Genomic DNA, 18,073 nt, shown 5'->3' with positions numbered 1-18,073 from the left:
TGCAATCACCCCGTTGCGTTTGACGACTCATAACCCAACGAAAAGGACGCGCAACATGAGCATCAAAAAACACGTGAAAATGGGCCTGTCTGCACTGGCATTGTCTGTCTCCTTCCACGCCATGGCGGCGGAAGACCCTATCAAGGTGGGCATTCTGCATTCCCTCTCCGGCACCATGGCGATCAGTGAAACCGCACTGAAAGACACCATGCTGATGCTGATTGAAAAGCAGAATGCCGAAGGCGGTGTACTGGGCCGCAAGCTGGAACCGGTCGTAGTAGACCCCGCCTCCAACTGGCCGCTGTTTGCGGAGCGGGCTCGGGAGCTGTTGGAAAAAGAAAAAGTGGACGTGATTTTCGGCAACTGGACCTCGGTTTCCCGTAAATCCGTGCTGCCGGTGGTGGAAGAGCTGAACGGCTTGTTGTTCTACCCGGTGCAGTACGAGGGTGAGGAATCTTCCGAGAACGTCTTCTACACCGGCGCTGCGCCCAACCAGCAGGCCATTCCGGCGGTGGATTATCTGAAGAACGAACTGGGCGTTGAACGCTGGGTACTGGCGGGCACCGATTACGTATACCCGCGCACCACCAACCGCATTCTGGAAACCTACCTGAAAGACCAGGGCGTGGCCGATGCCGACATCATGATCAACTACACCCCGTTTGGTCATTCCGACTGGCAGTCCATCGTTTCCGACATCAAGAGCTTTGGCAGCGCCGGCAAGAAAACCGCCGTGGTCTCCACCATCAATGGTGACGCCAACGTGCCGTTCTACCGGGAGCTGGGTAACCAGGGCGTATCCGCCTCCGACATTCCGGTGGTGGCCTTCTCGGTGGGTGAGCAGGAGCTCTCCGGCATCGACACCGCACCGCTGGTGGGCCACCTGGCCGCCTGGAACTACTTCATGAGCGTGGACAACGAAGCCAACTACGACTTCATCGACGCCTGGGTAGAGTTCAAGGGCGACGAAAAAGCCGTCACCAACGACCCCATGGAAGCCCACTACATTGGCTTCAACATGTACGTTGAGGCGGTGAAGAAAGCCGGCACCACCGATGTCGACGCCATCAAAGACGCGATCATCGGCGTAGCCGTACCCAACCTGACTGGCGGCATTGCCACCATGATGCCCAACCACCACATCACCAAGCCGGTACTGATTGGCGAAATCCAGGACAACGGCCAGTTCTCCGTGGTCTGGGAAACGCCGTCTACCGTGGCCGGCGATGCCTGGTCTGACTTCCTGCCAGGTTCCAAAGACCTGATCAGTGACTGGCGCGCCCCGCTGCGTTGCGGCAACTTCAACGTGGTCACCGGCAAGTGCGGTGGCTCTGCGGAAGTGGCTTCCAACTAAGTGAACCAACCGGGCAGGTGAGCCTGCCTGCCCGGTGTTTCCAACCTCATTCAACGCCAACAGGAATGAACCATGAGCATCTTCCGACTGCTCGCCGGGCTCGCTTTGGCCTGGTGCCTGGCCCTGGGGCCTGCGGTGGCCACTGCCCAGGTGCAGGACGACACCGCCCAAACTCTCTTGCAACGGCTCGCAGAAGCCAGCAACGCTGAAAAAAGCAAGGTACTGAAACAGATCGCAGAAAGCGGCGATGAACGTGCCCGTGGCTGGCTGGAAGCCTTTGCCGGCGGCCGCCTGGCAACGGTGAAAATCTCTGGCTACGTGGTGCTGGTAACCAGTAACACCGGCCGCAACTGGCAGGTGGCCAGCGCCGTGAACGGTGACAGCATGGGCGAGATGTCTCGCCGGGATCTGGACAGCATTCGGGTGAATAACGCCCTGCGCAGCCAGGTGGAAGGTATTCTCTCGGTGGTTGACCTGAGTGTGGCTGATCACCGGGCACGCCGCGCAGCCGCCCGCCATCTTTTGGGCCGGGTAGACACGGTGATGGCGCCGCTGATTAAAGAACGGCTTGAGGTGGAAGAAAACAGCCAGGTTCGCGATTTGTTGGCCAATGCCCTGGCCATCCACCAACTGGAACAAGGCGACATCAACGCCATCGAACAACTCTCCGGCAGCCTGAACGCCCGCGTTCGGGCCGCCCTGAATAACGCCGCCAACAGCGGTGACCCAGCCATGGCGGCCGCTGCCGAAAAAGCCCTGGCGAGCATCGAACAGAAACTCAATCTGAACAAAGCCGCCGAAACCCTGTACTTCGGTCTCTCCCTCGGCTCGGTGCTGGTTCTGGCCGCTATCGGCCTGGCCATCACCTTCGGCGTAATGGGCGTGATCAACATGGCCCATGGCGAACTGATTATGCTGGGTGCCTACACCACCTGGGGCATGCAGCAACTGTTTCCCGGCCAACCGGGCCTGGCGCTGATTCTGTCCATCCCCGCCGGGTTCATGGTGGCCGCACTGGCGGGCATCATTATTGAGCGCAGCGTGATCCAGCACCTTAAAGGCCGCCCGCTGGAAACCCTGCTGGCCACCTTCGGCATCAGCCTGATTCTGCAGCAGCTGGTGCGCACCGTGATTTCCCCGCTGAACCGCACCGTGGTGACCCCGGAGTGGATGAGCGGCTCCATCATGATCAACGAGGCGCTATCCCTCACCCTCAACCGCCTGTACGTGATCGGCTTTGCCCTGGTGGTGTTCGCCGGGTTGATGCTGATTATGCGCCGCACCCGTTTGGGGCTGGAAGTGCGCGCCGTTACCCAGAACCGGGCCATGGCGCGCTCCATGGGCATCAAAGCCACCAAAGTGGACATCATGACCTTTGCCCTGGGCTCCGGCGTGGCCGGACTGGCCGGTGTAGCGCTGTCACAGATCACCAATGTGGGCCCCAACCTGGGCCAGAACTACATCATCGATTCCTTCATGGTGGTGGTGTTCGGCGGCGTGGGTAACCTCTGGGGCACCCTGGTAGCCGGGCTGACCCTGGGCACCATCAATCAGGTTCTGGAACCCTGGGCTGGCGCGGTACTGGCCAAGATCATGGTGCTGGTAATGATCATCCTGTTCATTCAAAAACGACCGAGGGGGCTCTTTCCCCAGAAAGGCCGAGCGGCGGAGGGCTGAGTTATGGCTTCATCAACAACCTGGCTGCTCCGGCCCCTGCAGGAGCGTTCAACCCAAATCTTCCTGGGCGTGCTGTTCAGCGCCTTGATAGTAGTCACTTTTCTGCACCTGTTCATGCCACAGGACAGCGCCCTGCATGTGAGCGCCTACACGGTGACCCTGCTGGGGAAATACCTGTGTTACGCCTTGCTGGCGGTGGCGGTAGACTTGGTGTGGGGTTACCTGGGCATTCTCAGCCTGGGCCACGGTGCCTTCTTTGCCCTGGGCGGTTACGCCATGGGCATGTACCTGATGCGCCAGATTGGCGACCGGGGCGTGTACGGCGATCCGGTACTGCCAGACTTCATGGTGTTCCTGAACTGGGACACACTGCCCTGGTACTGGCAGGGCTTCGACATGGCCTGGTTTGCCTTCATCATGGTGCTGCTGGCTCCCGGCCTGCTGGCGCTGGTGTTTGGCTTCCTGGCCTTCCGCTCCCGGGTAACCGGGGTGTACCTGTCCATCATCACCCAGGCGCTCACCTTCGCCTTGATGCTGGCCTTCTTCCGCAACGAAATGGGCTTTGGCGGCAACAACGGCCTGACCGATTTCCGGGACATACTCGGCTTTAACCTGCGCAGCGACGCCACCCGCCTGGGGCTGTTCATCGCCACCGGCATCGCCCTGGCCATTGGCTACCTGATTTGCCGGGGCATTGTGACCAGTAAGCTGGGCCGGGTAAGCGTGGCCTGCCGGGATGCCGAAGCCCGCACTCGCTTTTTGGGGTACCGGGTGGAACGGGTGCAGCTGTTTGTGTTCGTGGTGTCCGCCATGCTGGCGGGCGTGGCCGGGGCCTTGTACGTGCCGCAGGTGGGCATCATCAACCCCAGCGAATTCTCACCGCTGTTCTCCATCGAGATCGTGGTGTGGGTCGCCCTGGGTGGCCGCGCAACGCTATACGGGGCGGTGATCGGCGCCATCCTGGTGAACTACGCCAAAACCGTGTTCACCGGCGTAATGCCGGACGCCTGGCTGTTCGCCCTGGGCGCGCTGTTTGTGCTGGTGACCGTGTTTCTGCCCAAGGGCATTGCCGGACTGCTGCAGAAGCGTAGAAAAGCCAAAGACGACATCGCCACCGGGCAGGAGGCCACCGCATGAGCATGTTTGAACAACTCACCAACCGCGAACAGGTATTTGAATTCCTGGCTCCGGCCGCCTCCCCGGTGGATGTGCGCCACGGCCCCATCCTGTACCTGGAAGACGTGAACGTGAGCTTTGATGGCTTCAAGGCCATCAACAACCTGAACCTGACCATCGACGACGGCGAACTGCGCTGCATCATCGGCCCCAACGGCGCGGGCAAAACCACCATGATGGACATCATCACCGGTAAAACCCGGCCAGACACCGGCTCGGTATGGTTCGGCAGCCGCCACAACCTGCTCACCATGAACGAGCCCGACATCGCCAGCCTGGGCATCGGCCGCAAGTTCCAGAAACCCACGGTGTTTGAAGCCCTCACCGTGTTTGAAAACCTGGAACTGGCCATGGCCACTGACAAGCGCATTTTCCCAACCCTGACCGCCATCATGAAACCCGAATACCGGGACCGCATCGACGAAGTGCTGGAGATGATCAAACTGAAAACCCTGCGGGACAAACCCGCCGGCATCCTCTCCCACGGCCAGAAGCAGTGGCTGGAAATCGGCATGCTGCTGATGCAAAAACCCCGGCTGCTGCTGGTAGACGAACCCGTCGCCGGCATGACCGAACAGGAAATGGAACGCACCGCCGAACTGCTCACCAGCCTGGCCGGCAAACAGTCCGTAGTGGTGGTGGAACACGACATGGGCTTTGTGCGCTCCATCGCCCGCAAAGTCACCGTATTGCACCAGGGCAGCGTACTGGCCGAAGGCACCATGGACCAGGTCTCCAACGACCGGGAAGTGATCAAGGTATACCTGGGGGAGGAGGCGTAATGCTCAAAATCCAGAAGCTCAACCAATACTACGGGGAAAGCCACACCCTCTGGGACCTGGACCTGGACATCCCCCAGGGCCAGTGCACCTGCGTAATGGGCCGCAACGGCGTGGGCAAAACCACCCTGATGAAATGCATCATGGGCGAGGAAACCACCAGCAGCGGCAGCATCGAGTTCGCCCAAGATGTGGAACTGACCAAAAAGAAAATCGAAGACCGATCACGCCTCGGTATCGGCTACGTGCCCCAGGGCCGGCAGATATTCCCCCTTCTGACCGTAGAAGAAAACCTCCGCACCGGCCTGGCTGTGCGCAAAGATGGCAGCAAGAAAATCCCCGAACGGGTGTATGAGTTGTTTCCGGTGTTGAAGGAAATGAAACACCGCAGAGGCGGTGACCTTTCTGGTGGGCAGCAACAGCAGTTGGCTATCGGCCGGGCGCTGGTGATTGAGCCCAGGCTGCTGATACTGGATGAACCGGGGGAGGGGATTCAGCCGAACATCGTAGCTCAAATCGGAGAAGTGATCCGCAGGCTTATCGAGGAGGATGGACTGACCGTTCTACTCGTAGAGCAGAAGTTGCCGTTTGCGCGGAAGTATGCGGATCGGTTTGCGATTTTGGATCGGGGGAGGAGGGTTGCTGGGGATGAGATTGCGGGGTTGACGGATGAACTTATCAGGAAGCACCTGACGGTTTAGCCACCTGGATATTCTCCCGCTTCGAGAGTCCTATAAGACCTGAACATAACGACTCCGTGCCGAGTGATGCTTGGTACGGAGTTTTTGTTTTCGAACTAATTGAGGCGAACTACGCAAATTTGGGGGCAGTTCGACAAAGCATCGGCGATTGGCTAATAAACAAAAGCGAACATCCACGGCCGCTCATGTCCACACGTTTCTCTCTCCCTGAAACACTCCGCGCAGCCTGCTCTGCCATCGCCGGCCACCTGACGGCGATCGACATCTCTGTTGCCTTCGATGTGTCGGTCGGGCCAGCCATCGTGATCATGACCCTGGGCATAGCTTTGCTCTGGTATTTGGTGCTCTGCGGCTTTGGAGCACGTCCTTCAGCTGGGATCCCTTCCTATTAGCCGCAGATTGTCTGCTGGTAGCAGGCGCGGCTGATAGGGTGCGACACTGTGCCACATACTTTTCTGGCAAACCCTCTCTCATACTTCCCCGAACGAAATAATAGCCGTAATGACACGGAGAATGTTATGAATAAATGCGTTGGTCTGGGAGTAGTTTCTGGGCTTCTCGCTCTGGCGGGTTGTGGTGGGTCTTCCTCCTCTTCAGACACGAACCAGCAGTCTGCTGAAACCCAGCTAAGCCTCCCCTTCAAGGCAGTTGTTGGCTCGGACCCGGTGACCTGCGGCAACACCTTCACAGGCCTCGGCACCTCGGGTACAGAGGTTAGTTTTGCTGACTTCCGATTCTTTGTGCATGACCTGGCACTGGTGACGGACCAGGGCGAGGTGATCCCCGTTTCGCTTGACCCCTCCGCTGCAGGCCAGAACGCCGATGTCGCGCTCTTGGATTTCCGGGACAGAGCCGATGTGAACGACGACGGCGATTTGGTGGATGTTTGCACAGCTGGCACTGACGACAATCCCGGTTTTAAAGATGCCGTTCAGGGCTCCGTAACGCTGGATCCTGCTGTCACAATCCAGTCTGTGCAATTCACTCTCGGCGTGCCGTTCGATCTCAATCATGCAAACCCCACCAGTGCCGAGGAGCCGCTTCGCAGTCCGGGACAGGCCGCTGGGATGACCTGGAACTGGCAGAATGGCTATAAATTCCTCGCGACTGATGTATTACCAAGCGGTGGTGTCACCCGGCCGTCCGACTCCAGCTATTTAAGTCAGAAGTGGAACGTTCATCTCGGAAGTACCGGTTGCGAGGTTTCTACGAGTGAACCGGCTGAGGGCACTGACCCCGAGACCTGTGCTAATGAGAACCGGCTGCAGGTAACACTGCCGGTGGGCGCATTGGAGCTTGAGAATCTGGCGGTCCAGATCGACTACGCCGCCCTGGTGGCAGGATCGAATCTTGGCCAGGACAATGGTGGGGCGCCAGGGTGTATGTCCGGACCGACAGACCCGGAGTGTGACGCCGTTTTTGAACGTTTAGCCCTGCCTTGGGGCGGCGAACCAAACACCGGCGGTAACCCCAACGCTATGGTGTTCTCGATTGTCGAGCGCTAATCAGTATGTTTGTTAAGAAGCTTCGCGCGGGGCCTGTCTGGCCCGCGCTTCTGCTGTGCGTGTCGGCGCTCCTGTCCGGTTGTCTGGAGTCCAGTTCCACCACGGTGGATGACCAGGGTGCGCGGGTGTCCTCATTTGACTGGGGCTTGCCGGAATCCATCCCCCTGCCGAGGGAGCCGGAAGACAATCCGATGACAGAGGCCAAGTTCCAGCTTGGTAGACATCTGTTTTATGATCGCAGGCTTTCGACCAATAGCACGGTCAGCTGCGCTGGCTGTCATCAGCAAGACAAGGCTTTTAGTGATGGCGTGGCGCGACCGTTTGGCGCCACGGGTGAGCAGCATCCGCGTAACAGTCAGCCGCTCGTGAATGTTGCCTGGGCATCCACGGTGACCTGGGGCAACCCGAGCCTCGGAACCATCGAGCGCCAGATTCTACTACCGCTCTTTGGCGATGATCCGGTGGAGCATGGCCTGAATGAAGCGAACTCGGAACAGGTGCTACGGAGCCTGCAAGCAGATCCGACCTACGGGCCGCTATTCCAGGCGGCCTTTCCAGAGCAAAACGACCCGCTGTTTGGCGATCTCGCATGGGACAACGTTGTGAAGGCGCTCGCCTCGTTCGTGCGTGGTCTGGTGTCATTTGACTCTAAGTTCGACCGGGGGGAACTCTCCGCGTCTGCACAGCGGGGCGAGCGCATGTTCAACAGCGAGCGTCTGGAGTGCTTCCACTGTCACGCCGGTTATAATTTCTCCGATGCCACCGTGGACCGGCTGACCACGTTCAATCAGTTGATGTTCCACAACACCGGGCTTTACAACGTGGATGGCATGGGCGGCTACCCGGAACCCAATACCGGCCGCCATGAGGTGACGGGTGATCCCGATCACATGGGACAATTCCGGGCCCCAACGCTGCGTAATATCGCCCTGACGGCGCCCTACAATCACGATGGCTCCGTGGAGACCCTTGAGGGTGTCATCCGGAACTACGCCGCTGGCGGACGGGTGCTGACCACAGGCCCCAACCCCGGTGATGGCCGAATGAATCCGTTTAAGGATGGATTCATCACCTCATTTGCAATCAGCGAGCAGGAAATCGACGACGTCGTTGCTTTCCTTGAGTCGCTCACTGACGAATCCTTCATCACCAATCCCCGCTTCAGCAATCCCTGGAACAGTACCGGTCAGGAAACACCATGATTCGAAAAACATTTATGCTTTTGACTGGGCTTGGCATGGCCATGCCAACGTTTGGCCACTATATACCCGGCGATGGCCCGGTTGAGCTTTCGGCCAGCGTTGTGGCGACCTGGCGATCAGACGACATTGTGGAACAGAACGACTACTGGCAGATACCGGGCACGCTCATGGGCGGCCATGCCTGGCCCTACGAAAAGGGCGTGGCGGTTGACGAAGCCTTGTTGGGTCTTGGTGCCAGAATCAATGAGCGGACATTCGCCGTGATTGAGGTCGGGACACATGGCGGCGGTGATGGACACGGTGACAGCGCCGAAGTCCAGCACGCCTACCTCGGATTCCAATGCTGCGAGGAGCCGGGGCCCTGGGTGCTGGAGGTGGGGCGGATGAGCTCGGCCTTTTCGCCCTCGTTGGCGGCCCACGCCGGCGACCGTCTGGCGAGCGAATCGCCGCTCGTGAACGACGTGTTTTTCGGGCGGGATTTTCACGATGAGGGGGTGCGCCTGTGGTGGCATGAAACGGCAGGCTGGTCGGCCGGCGCCGAGTACTGGCGCGGTAAGGCGTTTCCCGCCAACACCGACGGTGACGGTGCCTGGGATGTTTTTGCCAGGCATGCCTGGAGCGCTGGCCGCATCCGCACCACCGCCGGTGGCTGGTATTATCGCGCGAACGCCAGCGCGCGGGCTGATCACCGCTATGGCGGAGGTCATACCCACACCCCGGTGGCACCGCCCGGCGCAACGGCTGAAGCTTTCCCCGATACCCGTTTCACCGGTGACGTGGATGTCTATGGCATCCACGCTGGCCTGGAGTACCGGCTTTCGACTGACTGGGTAATGGGGTTGGAAGGGGAATGGATGCGCTTTGCTATGGACGGAACGGTTCACGATGCAGTTGGCAGGCAAGCTCGTCTAGACGCAGATCAGCAGGGGTTCTGGTTGGAGCCGTCGGTCTCCTGGCGCCGACATACGCTTGGTGTGCGAGGAGAGGTTCTGACTATGGATAATCATCTCATCGGTTCCGCTGCCCCTGTTTTGGCTGAGGACTCAGGGTTGGCCAATGCATCAGGCCATGACCCGATGCGATACACCGCGGTTTGGCGTTACCAGTGGCGACCAGATGTCGCCTTTCGGGCAGAAGTCATTCAGGACGAAACCCTGGCAGACGATGAACTGAGGTTCGCACTTGGTGTGGTCTGGCAGGGCCGCCTATGGCCACAGAGTCGCACTCGGGGCCACCAACACTAAATTAGCTTGGATCAGGCGTCTTCGGTGCAGCTGGGCAGGCTTGCTGCCCAGATTCCGGGTGCGCTGGGGCTGGCAGCCAGCAGTCGCTAGTAAACCGGCGCCCCTTCTGAAGGCCGTGATCGCCCAACATGAATGTTCGCTTTGCGACCAGGTTGGCCAACAGAAAACAAATTTCTGAGCCATACTTAAAGGCCCTTACCCTCCAAAGAGGGCCACGTCATGACGTTTTCTACCAGCAAAGTTCCTTGGAACAAAGGGAAGCTCGTCGGCCAGAAGCTACCGCTCAAACTCGAACAAATATGGGCTATCCGTATTCGGTTAGAGATAGCGAAGAATATCCGCGAGCTGGCGATGTTCAACATGGCAATTGACTGCAAACTCCGATCCTGCGATTTGGTAAAGCTTTTGGTTCGAGATATTTCCAGAAACGGTGAGGTTCTGGACCGGGCGCAAGTCATCCAGCAGAAGACCAGTCAGCCTGTTCAGTTTGAGATAACCAAAAAGACGCGCGAATCGGTCGAAGCATGGATCGAGTTGCGCGGACTCTCGGGTATGGATTATTTGTGGCCGAGCCGGATACGAAAGTTCGACCATATCACTACCCACCAATACGCCCGCCTTGTCAAAAAGTGGATTACCAGCATTGGACTTGACCCTTCAGTCTATGCAACCCATTCAATGAGACGCAGCAAAGCGACATTGATCTACAAGAAGACCAAGAATCTTCAAGCCGTCCAGTTGCTGTTGGGACACACGAATATGTCGAGCACCGTGCGGTACCTTGGTGTGGAGGTCGAGGATGCTCTGGAGATAGCCGAGAGTATTGAGATCTAAATGCGTAACTTGGCTCGTTGGTCGCTGGATGTTGCAGACGCTGGCAGATCCGGTTGATGATCACCTTCGGGTTTCGATCAGGCTCCTTTAGTCGTAAACAAAAGCGAACATTGGCCTGGTTTTCGGGAAATTGTAAACTGACTCAAAACCACGTTCGTTGTTGACCCGTCTATAACTTCATAGTTTACCTTCTATCTGTAGTAGCAAAGTTGGGGGGTGTCATGTATCGAATCTCAGAGCTGGCTGCACAGCTCAGTCTGTCCCGATCAACTTTGTTGTATTACGAAAGAAAAGGACTAATCACTGGCCAGCGTCAGTCGAACGGATATCGATTTTATGGGGAAAAGGACCTCCAGCGCCTTCGGCTGTTGCAACAGCTACAAGCCGGGGGGCTGAGTCTCCAGGAGTGCAAGGACTGCCTCGATGGCAAGCTCGATAGAGACATGCTGCAACGCCGAATGGTGCAGTTGAATGCTGAGATCCAAGCAAAGCAGAGAGCAAGTCGCCTGCTTTCTGCATTGCTCGGTAAAGGCTCGCTGCGTTCCTGGCATCAGGTAACTGATCGGGTCGCACCCGACGCCTACCTGGATTGGATTAAACAGCAAGGCTTTAGTGAGCGGCAAGCCCTGCATTTGAAATGGTTATCTAAAGATATGAATCAACATGACCAATACATGGCCGACTTTATGGCCGTTTTCCAGGGCCTTGACCGGTGGGGACCAGGTTCTGAAGAAGATACTGTTAAAGCTCTGGCGCTAGTGCCTATCATACCAACCCAAGTGGTCGATATCGGCTGTGGCAAGGGCCTTGCCACTATCATACTTGCTGAAAAGACTCAGGCTCAGGTCGTGGCCGTAGACAATGAAGCAAGCGCACTGGAGGCGTTGAAACAACGGCTTGTTGAGCAAGGTCTTCAAGACCGAGTGAGAACCGAATGCGCAAGTATGACGGATTTGCCATTCCAGACTGGCAGCTTCGATCTCATCTGGGCAGAAGCGTCGGCCTACGTTATGGGCTTTGAGAAAGCGCTTACAACTTGGAAAAAATTCCTGAAGCCAAAAGGCTGCATCGTGGTGAATGATTTGGTCTGGCTGACAGACACGCCAAGTCAGACCGCCGTGGACTTTTGGCATCAAGAATATCCTGACATGCAGTCAGTTTCTTTACGTGAGCAACAAATCCGGCGGGCGGGATATACGGTAATTGATCATTTTTCCCTGAGCCAGCAGGCATGGGCAAATTATTATGAACCTTTACGCTCACGCCTCAATGAATTGAAGCCTCAGATGGCAGAATCGATGGCACTGAACGACATTGATCGAGAGATTGGAATTATTGACCAGTATTTCGGTGAGTTTGGTTATGAGATGTTCATCTTGAAGGTCGATTAGACAGAACGGCTTGCTCCATCTCGAATGCCCTCTTTCCGGCCGTCCCGCAGCCCACGCGACACCTAAACAAAGGCGAACATGCTCGCTGCTATAGTAATCAGCGACCATGCAGAATTAAACGTTCATGGTCGCCGTTCACCACTGATTCTATTGGTCCCAGTTTGGCGCAAAGTCTGGATCTGCTATTCGATGGTTACTATCCAGCGTTGCTATTTCAGACAGTTCCTTGTCAGATAAAACCAATTCCATCCCCTTCAGATTCGATGCCAGATGCGCTCGTTTGGTAGATGAGGGAATCGCTACAATATCCCTTTGTCTTAACCAGGCAAGCACTACTTCTGGGGTTTTTGCGTCGTGGCTTTCAGCAATTCTGTGCAGAGTCTCGTCTTCCAGAACTTTGCCGACTGCCAATGGCATGAAACCCGTTACCTCAATGCCATTTCGTTGGCAGAACTCGACTACCGCGTCATTCTGTAGGAAAGGATGGACCTCCACCTGGTTAGTCAAAATCTCGCCCTTTCCGGCAATGCCGATAGCACGTCTGATCTGTTCGATGGTGAAGTTGGAGATTCCGATCTCTCTCGCAAGGCCCTGTTTCTTGGCTTCGACCAGCTTGGCGATGTACTCCTGTATCGGGACTTCCTCATCCGGCGACGGCCAGTGGATCAGCAATAAATCAACGTAGTTTGTCCTCAATTTGGTAAGGCTCTCGCGCACACTGGGAATGAACTTGTCACGTGTCAAGTTTTCGTACCAAACCTTGGTGGTGATGAACAGCTCCGACCGATCAATGCCGGAGGTAGAAAGCAGGTCCCCGATTTCACCTTCATTTTCGTAAATCTGAGCGGTGTCGATGTGACGGTAACCCAAATCAAGCGCTTCGGTAACAGCAGATTTCAGGTCGTCGCCTTTCAGGCGGAAGGTGCCAAGACCGGGGGTTTGGAATAGCAGTTGTCATGGTTTACTCCCCATTTGCAAAGTGACGGACGTCGATGACCGTCTTAAGTGGGCGATCCTGAGTTGTGAGTTCCTCCAGCGCGTCAGGAAGTGCTGCCATGTCTTCGATGTGAGGTTCTGGGGCGCGCAGGTTTTCATGGGCCACCATGGTGAGAAGGTCCTCTCCGGCTTGGCGGAATTGAGCCCATTGGCGATCAGTGCCAACGCGAAACAGTGCGTTCAGAGCGACTTCGTGCAGAGAGATGGCCTTATCAAACGCTGGCACCGGCGGTGTTTCCAGACGATCCTGAATACAAACCAGGTGGCCATTCGCTTCAATCCAGTCGGCCATCGACGCAGCATGCTGGGCGTTCACGGTGTCAAACACAGCGAAAAACTGGGTTTTAAGCGACTGGGTGTCCCAGGCAATCACGCTTTCGGCTCCCAACTGACGAATCGTCTTGTGATGGCGGGGCGAAGCCATGGCTGTTACGCGGTAATTCCGCTGCGCGGCCAGCTGAATCAGAAAGCGTCCAACCATGCCCCCAGCTCCTGTAATCAGGACATTGGCTTCCGGTCGACGCGGGACTTTTTCGATCGCCTGCCAGGCGGTCATCAATGGGCAGGGCAGCGAAGCTGCCAGTAACAGCGGCAGGGTGTCCGGAACTTTCAATAGAGCCCTGTTATCGACCACGGTGTGGCTGGCAAAGCTGCCGTCCCGGTACAGATCCTGGTGGTAGGCCACCCTTTGTCCGGGTATAAGACCCTTCACGTTTTCGCCCAATCTGAGCACAGTGCCTGCGCCGTCAACGCCGGGTACGTGACCGATATTCCAATTCGCCGGCCAGTTCCGGATCATTTTCCAATCAACCGGGTTCAGGCCGATGTATTCATTCCGGATGACTACATCTTCCGGGCCTGGGGTCGGTATAGAATTCAGATTCTTCCGTTGAAGGGCGATGGCGGGTCTGTCTTTTCCCACCACGCCCCAAGCTATTGGTCTCTCAGTTTGTTTCATGAAACACTCCCAGAACATCTTGGGCAACGAGTCGTAGTGACTCATCCACCGGCGCCTGATTACGCCGGAAATGAAGTCCAATGTGGTTCACGCCAGCACTCTGCATTTCCTCCAGCTCCCGGATCAGGCCATCCCGCCCGGTTTGAAGGCCGAAGCGATGACGTCTACGCGGCGCCTTGGGATCGTTGAGGTAGTCCAAGTGAATAAAGGAAACATAGGGCTTGTCACCGGCGACGTTGCGCCACAGGTTGGCGCGATGAACGTGCTCCTCCGGCGTTCCCGGATATGCCAGCCAGCCACTCATATGCTGACCGATCCATTCCGGCGACTGCTGTGATAATCCGGCAGATAACAGCGGGAGTGTTCGAGTATCGGGTAGGATCGCTTGGCCTGGTGACAATCGCTAATCCTGTTTGCCGGTGAAGATCTCCACACTGTGCCGGAAGGCTTGTCCACGATTTTCATAGTCCGCACCAAACAATGGGTATTCCGAGGGACGGTCTCCGCTTGCCACGCCGAGCATCAATCGGTCATGACTCAGTGCCTGAATCGAGGCCGCGGATTTGCGCACGATCCATGGGCTGCGCAGCGGTAGAACTACTGCCGCCGTGCCCAGCAGAATGTTCCGGGTTACTCCCGACAGGAATCCCAGATACACCAGCGGATCGAACACCTGGGCGGCATCGCCGAACGACGGGTCGTATAGGGGAACATCTCGAATCCACAGAGCCCGGAATCCCAGTTCATCGGCCAGTCTGGCCAGCGATTGATGCTCGCTGAGATCCGGCACACCAAAAGGTCGCTTGTCCAGCATTCGTTGGCGCTGGCCTTCCTGAGTCCAATCATTATCCAAGGGCAGTTCAAGGCCAACGGTCAATGGCCCTGAAGTCAACTTTGAAATGGTCATAACAAACCTCTTTGGGCCTCCCTCTCGGGAGGCCTTTCACGTCTTATGCGGTTGCTGTCTGACGGTTGTCCAACGAGGCTGAAAGCCGTGTCAGGAGAAGCGCACTGAGAACGATGACGCCACCGATCCAGGGCGTATTCATCAACCCCATATCTTCGACGACATGGCCGCCAAGCCATGCGCCACCTGCAATGCCGATGTTGAATGCAGCGATGTTCAAGCCGGATGCAACATCGACAGAGTGCGGGGTATAACGCTCGGCCAGTTGTACGACATAGACCTGCAATCCAGGCACATTACCGAACGCGAAGGCAATCCAAACCAGTAGCGTGATGACTGCTGCGATGGGGTTGTAGGCGCTGAACGTGAGTGCAAACAGGATGACCGCGAGGCCGCCAAAGATGATGTACAGGGCTGAGGTCGGCCCAAGGCGGTCTGCCAACGTGCCTCCTCAGATGTTGCCGGTTGCTACGGACACGCCATAAACCAGTAGCAAGATACTGACGATGCCAGAAGCAAACCCGGTGACGTCCTCCAGAATGGGCGTGAGGTAAGTGAATGCGGTAAAGGTGCCGCCATAGCCGACTGCGGTCATTGCGTACACGAGCAGCAGTCTGGGATGGGTAATGACCTCAAGCTGTTGGCGCAGTGTCGCTGGAGCAGATTGCTTCAGGTTTTTGGGCGCAAGCAAGGCGCTGCCGACCAGCGCGATTGCGCCAAGCGCAGCCACGGTCAGGAAGGTTGCGCGCCAGCCAAAGGTTTGCCCAATAAACGTGCCCAGTGGAACGCCTGTAACCAGAGCCACCGTCAGACCGGTAAACATGATGGCTATTGCGCTGGCCTCCTTGTCTTTTGAAACAAGACTGGTCGCAATCGTTGAGCCAATCGAGAAGAACACACCGTGGGCGAGCCCCGTCAGGATTCGAGCGGTCATCAGAGAGGCGTAATTCGGGGCCATCCAGGCAAGTACATTGCCGATGATGAAAAGACTCATCAGTGACAGCAGAGCCCACTTCCGATTCCAGCGTCCTGTGAGTGCAGTCAGGACAGGCGCGCCAACGGCGACACCAAGGGCATACAGGCTGACCAAGAGGCCGGCTGAAGGCAGGGTAACGCCCAGATCCTGGGCGATGGTCGGGACCAGACCGACAATCACGAATTCGGTGGTCCCGATTGCAAAGGCGCTTAATGTCAGCGCAAATAATGCAATAGGCATAACGGTTCTCCATTGGAGTTGATTGACGCTGCCTAGTGTCCTCTTTCATACTTTTGCGATAAACAACGCTTTTAGAAAAATACTTTTGCGGATTGTGAAAATGAAAAGCCGGTCGGATGATCTCTTTTTTCTGCTCTCTGTGGTGGACAGTGGCAGCTTCAGTGGCGCTGCGGAGCAGCTGGAGGTGTCCGTGACTCGGGTTTCCCGAGCGGTTACACGGCTAGAGGCGTCCTTGAACACCACACTTTTGAATCGAACGACCCGCAAGGTGGCGCTGACAGAGGAAGGGCATTTGTTTGTAGAAAAGGTGCGGGGTGGTTTGGCCGCGCTTGAGGAAGCTGAGGAGCAGTTAGCTATTCGCAAGCAACGGCCAGCCGGACGGTTAAGAGTGGATGCCGCAAATCCATTCCTGTTACATCAGATCGTTCCGCACGTGCGCGAATTCAGGGAGGCCTACCCGGACATTGAGCTCGAACTGACGGCCAGTGACCAGATCGTGGATCTCCTGGAACGCCGGATCGACATCGCAATACGGATCGGCCCACTGGATGACTCAACTCTGCACGCCCGGGTACTCGGTCGTTCCCCACTGTCAGTGGTTGCATCACCGGATTATCTGAAACGCAAAGGTGATTGTGACTCGCCTGCCGACCTCCAAGAACACGACATCATTGGCTTCACCGCTCCTGAGTCGTTGAACATTTGGCATCTGGGCGAGGGAATGAGGATGAGACCGACGATTCGAGCGAGTAGTGGTGAAGCTGTTCGCCAACTTTGCCTGCAAGGCAACGGCATAGCCTATCTCTCTCATTTCATGATTGCCGAGGATTTCGGGAAGGGAAGCTTGGTGGAAATGCTAGATGATTACGTTGCCCGCCCAAACCCGAGAGAGTTGGTCAACGCGGTTTACTACCGAAACACCACGTTGGCGTCACGTATTCAAGTGTTCCTGGATTTCTTTACTCACCGTTGGCAAAGTCTTTGAGGGACTGTTGAGCCGAGAAAGTCGACGGGAATCGCTTGCGCTGGGGCATGCCATCGAACGTTCGCTTCGCGACCATCCGCCTCCCAGCTGGCACCTTAGGCAAAGCGAACCCGCACCCGTACAAGTTGACTGAGAGACTTCGCACCATTGGAGTATCTGGTGAAATAGTGACGGTCAGAAAACGATAGTCAGCTCTGTGACAAATAAGGATGTTTACAATAGGATTAACCTTGAATCGAACGCCATGCAGCGGCTGCAAGTTGCTCACGATATGCACTCGGACAGGTCGGAACCCTTCCGGATAGCCAAGCTCGGCAATAGTGCTCTGAAGCTCCGATGACCAGAGACGGGATCAGCTCAAAAGGTAGGGTGATTTCAGTGCCGTGGTTATCGATGGTACGCAGCTTTTCCTTTAAGCCTTGAAGTTGTCTGGTGTTTCTCTCTGAGAGCTCATGGCAAAGCGGGCCTTTCGCTACAGAGCTGCGAGCCTGAAACAGGAACTTTGCCCATTCTGGATTTTGCACAACCCAGTCGATATAGCCCATCACAATAGCGGAGACTAAGGTTTCGAGCGTGCCAGCCTTGGCCAGGTAATGCTCGAAGAATTCATGCTGATCATCTAAAGCGGTGAAAAAGAGTGCTCCGAGAATGCCATCCTTGTTGCCAAAGTGATGGTAAATCGCCCCGACACTGGCTTCACAGCGAGATCTAATTGAATCAATTGTCGTTGCTTCGATGCCTGCTTCATTAAAACAGGCGAGAGCCTGCTCAAGAACTTCCCGCTTTAAGCCTGATTTACGGCCTGGAAACCGTCTTTCCAAGATGCTGAGTTCACACATAAGCTTTTTCGTCTGCTCAGTTGGTTGGCTATCTGGAGCTTCGTTGGTGGTCATTCTAGCGCTTGACAGCCTCATTCGTAAAAGAATAATGTTCTTTAACCGAATAATATTCTTTTTGGGCAGCTGATAATCGGAAACACAGAAAGATCCCTATGAGCAACGACGCCTTCAGCGTTTAATTTTTGGACCTGAAGGCGTCTCGTGAATGGTGCCAGTAAGAATTTTTGAAATGAGATAAGCAAAGAGTCCATCGAGCAGATCTCGATGACTGTCAGGATCGGCCGATTAGCGTGGCCATTCGGCCAATAT

The 18,073-nt window shown here is 56.4% G+C and carries 16 protein-coding genes and 1 pseudogene; 11 read left to right on the top strand and 6 right to left on the bottom strand.

Annotation, left to right across the window (positions count from 1 at the left end; all coding sequences use genetic code 11):
• Positions 1-55: 55 nt before the first annotated feature.
• The 10 genes from urtA to ACTZWX_RS11590 all read left to right on the top strand — a co-directional run bounded on the left by urtA (position 56) and on the right by ACTZWX_RS11590 (position 11,863).
• Positions 56-1,354 carry an urea ABC transporter substrate-binding protein gene (urtA, locus tag ACTZWX_RS11635; RefSeq protein ID WP_286921022.1) on the top strand — a complete coding sequence of 433 codons (1,299 nt, stop codon included), beginning with the start codon at positions 56-58 and terminating at the stop codon, positions 1,352-1,354.
• Positions 1,355-1,426: 72 nt separating this feature from the next.
• Positions 1,427-3,031, top strand: a complete 1,605-nt coding sequence (gene urtB / locus ACTZWX_RS11630) for an urea ABC transporter permease subunit UrtB (RefSeq protein WP_444714066.1) — start codon at positions 1,427-1,429, stop codon at positions 3,029-3,031.
• A 3-nt stretch (positions 3,032-3,034) separates the two neighbouring features.
• A complete protein-coding gene (urtC, locus tag ACTZWX_RS11625) occupies positions 3,035-4,168 on the top strand; it encodes an urea ABC transporter permease subunit UrtC (RefSeq protein WP_444714065.1) in 1,134 nt (377 codons plus the stop codon).
• Positions 4,165-4,989 (top strand): urea ABC transporter ATP-binding protein UrtD, encoded by an 825-nt coding sequence (gene urtD, locus ACTZWX_RS11620; RefSeq protein ID WP_444714064.1) that lies wholly within the window; start codon positions 4,165-4,167, stop codon positions 4,987-4,989. Before urtC ends, urtD begins: the two co-directional genes overlap by 4 nt.
• Positions 4,989-5,687 (top strand): urea ABC transporter ATP-binding subunit UrtE, encoded by a 699-nt coding sequence (urtE, locus tag ACTZWX_RS11615; RefSeq protein ID WP_444714063.1) that lies wholly within the window; start codon positions 4,989-4,991, stop codon positions 5,685-5,687. Before urtD ends, urtE begins: the two co-directional genes overlap by 1 nt.
• A gap of 518 nt (positions 5,688-6,205) precedes the next feature.
• Positions 6,206-7,192, top strand: a complete 987-nt coding sequence (locus ACTZWX_RS11610; protein WP_444714062.1) for an MbnP family copper-binding protein — start codon at positions 6,206-6,208, stop codon at positions 7,190-7,192.
• A 5-nt stretch (positions 7,193-7,197) separates the two neighbouring features.
• Positions 7,198-8,394: an MbnH family di-heme enzyme gene (locus ACTZWX_RS11605; protein ID WP_444714061.1), complete on the top strand. Its 1,197-nt coding sequence runs from the start codon at positions 7,198-7,200 to the stop codon at positions 8,392-8,394.
• Entirely contained in the window at positions 8,391-9,638 is a 1,248-nt protein-coding gene (locus tag ACTZWX_RS11600; RefSeq protein WP_444714060.1) for a hypothetical protein, read from the top strand. Before ACTZWX_RS11605 ends, ACTZWX_RS11600 begins: the two co-directional genes overlap by 4 nt.
• Before the next feature lie 219 nt (positions 9,639-9,857).
• Positions 9,858-10,472, top strand: coding sequence for a tyrosine-type recombinase/integrase (locus ACTZWX_RS11595; protein ID WP_444712881.1), 615 nt, complete (start codon positions 9,858-9,860; stop codon positions 10,470-10,472).
• Between the two features lie 221 nt (positions 10,473-10,693).
• Positions 10,694-11,863 (top strand): MerR family transcriptional regulator, encoded by a 1,170-nt coding sequence (locus ACTZWX_RS11590; protein ID WP_444714059.1) that lies wholly within the window; start codon positions 10,694-10,696, stop codon positions 11,861-11,863.
• 147 nt (positions 11,864-12,010) lie between these two features.
• Here ACTZWX_RS11590 and dkgB read toward each other — a convergent pair whose 3' ends face one another.
• From dkgB to ACTZWX_RS11565, 5 genes and pseudogenes are all read right to left on the bottom strand, one after another.
• Positions 12,011-12,814 (bottom strand): 2,5-didehydrogluconate reductase DkgB, encoded by an 804-nt coding sequence (gene dkgB / locus ACTZWX_RS11585; RefSeq protein ID WP_444714121.1) that lies wholly within the window; start codon positions 12,812-12,814, stop codon positions 12,011-12,013.
• A gap of 10 nt (positions 12,815-12,824) precedes the next feature.
• Entirely contained in the window at positions 12,825-13,817 is a 993-nt protein-coding gene (locus ACTZWX_RS11580) for an alcohol dehydrogenase catalytic domain-containing protein (RefSeq protein ID WP_444714058.1), read from the bottom strand.
• Positions 13,804-14,121 (bottom strand): hypothetical protein, encoded by a 318-nt coding sequence (locus ACTZWX_RS11575; RefSeq protein ID WP_444714057.1) that lies wholly within the window; start codon positions 14,119-14,121, stop codon positions 13,804-13,806. The genes ACTZWX_RS11580 and ACTZWX_RS11575 overlap by 14 nt, the downstream gene beginning before the upstream one ends.
• Positions 14,122-14,220: 99 nt before the next feature.
• A complete protein-coding gene (locus ACTZWX_RS11570) occupies positions 14,221-14,724 on the bottom strand; it encodes an LLM class flavin-dependent oxidoreductase (RefSeq protein ID WP_444714056.1) in 504 nt (167 codons plus the stop codon).
• A 43-nt stretch (positions 14,725-14,767) separates the two neighbouring features.
• Positions 14,768-15,940, bottom strand: a pseudogene (locus ACTZWX_RS11565) (MFS transporter).
• Positions 15,941-16,040: 100 nt separating this feature from the next.
• Between ACTZWX_RS11565 and ACTZWX_RS11560 the strand changes: the two are divergent.
• A complete protein-coding gene (locus ACTZWX_RS11560; RefSeq protein WP_444714055.1) occupies positions 16,041-16,925 on the top strand; it encodes a LysR family transcriptional regulator in 885 nt (294 codons plus the stop codon).
• Positions 16,926-17,149: 224 nt separating this feature from the next.
• Here the strand turns inward: ACTZWX_RS11560 and ACTZWX_RS11555 are convergent, their stop codons facing one another.
• Entirely contained in the window at positions 17,150-17,818 is a 669-nt protein-coding gene (locus ACTZWX_RS11555) for a TetR/AcrR family transcriptional regulator (RefSeq protein WP_444714054.1), read from the bottom strand.
• Between the last annotated feature and the right edge of the window lie 255 nt (positions 17,819-18,073).

Source organism: Marinobacter sp. NSM (genome assembly GCF_052380025.1).
GTDB lineage: Bacteria > Pseudomonadota > Gammaproteobacteria > Pseudomonadales > Oleiphilaceae > Marinobacter.
This window is presented reverse-complemented; position numbering and strand designations above follow the sequence as displayed.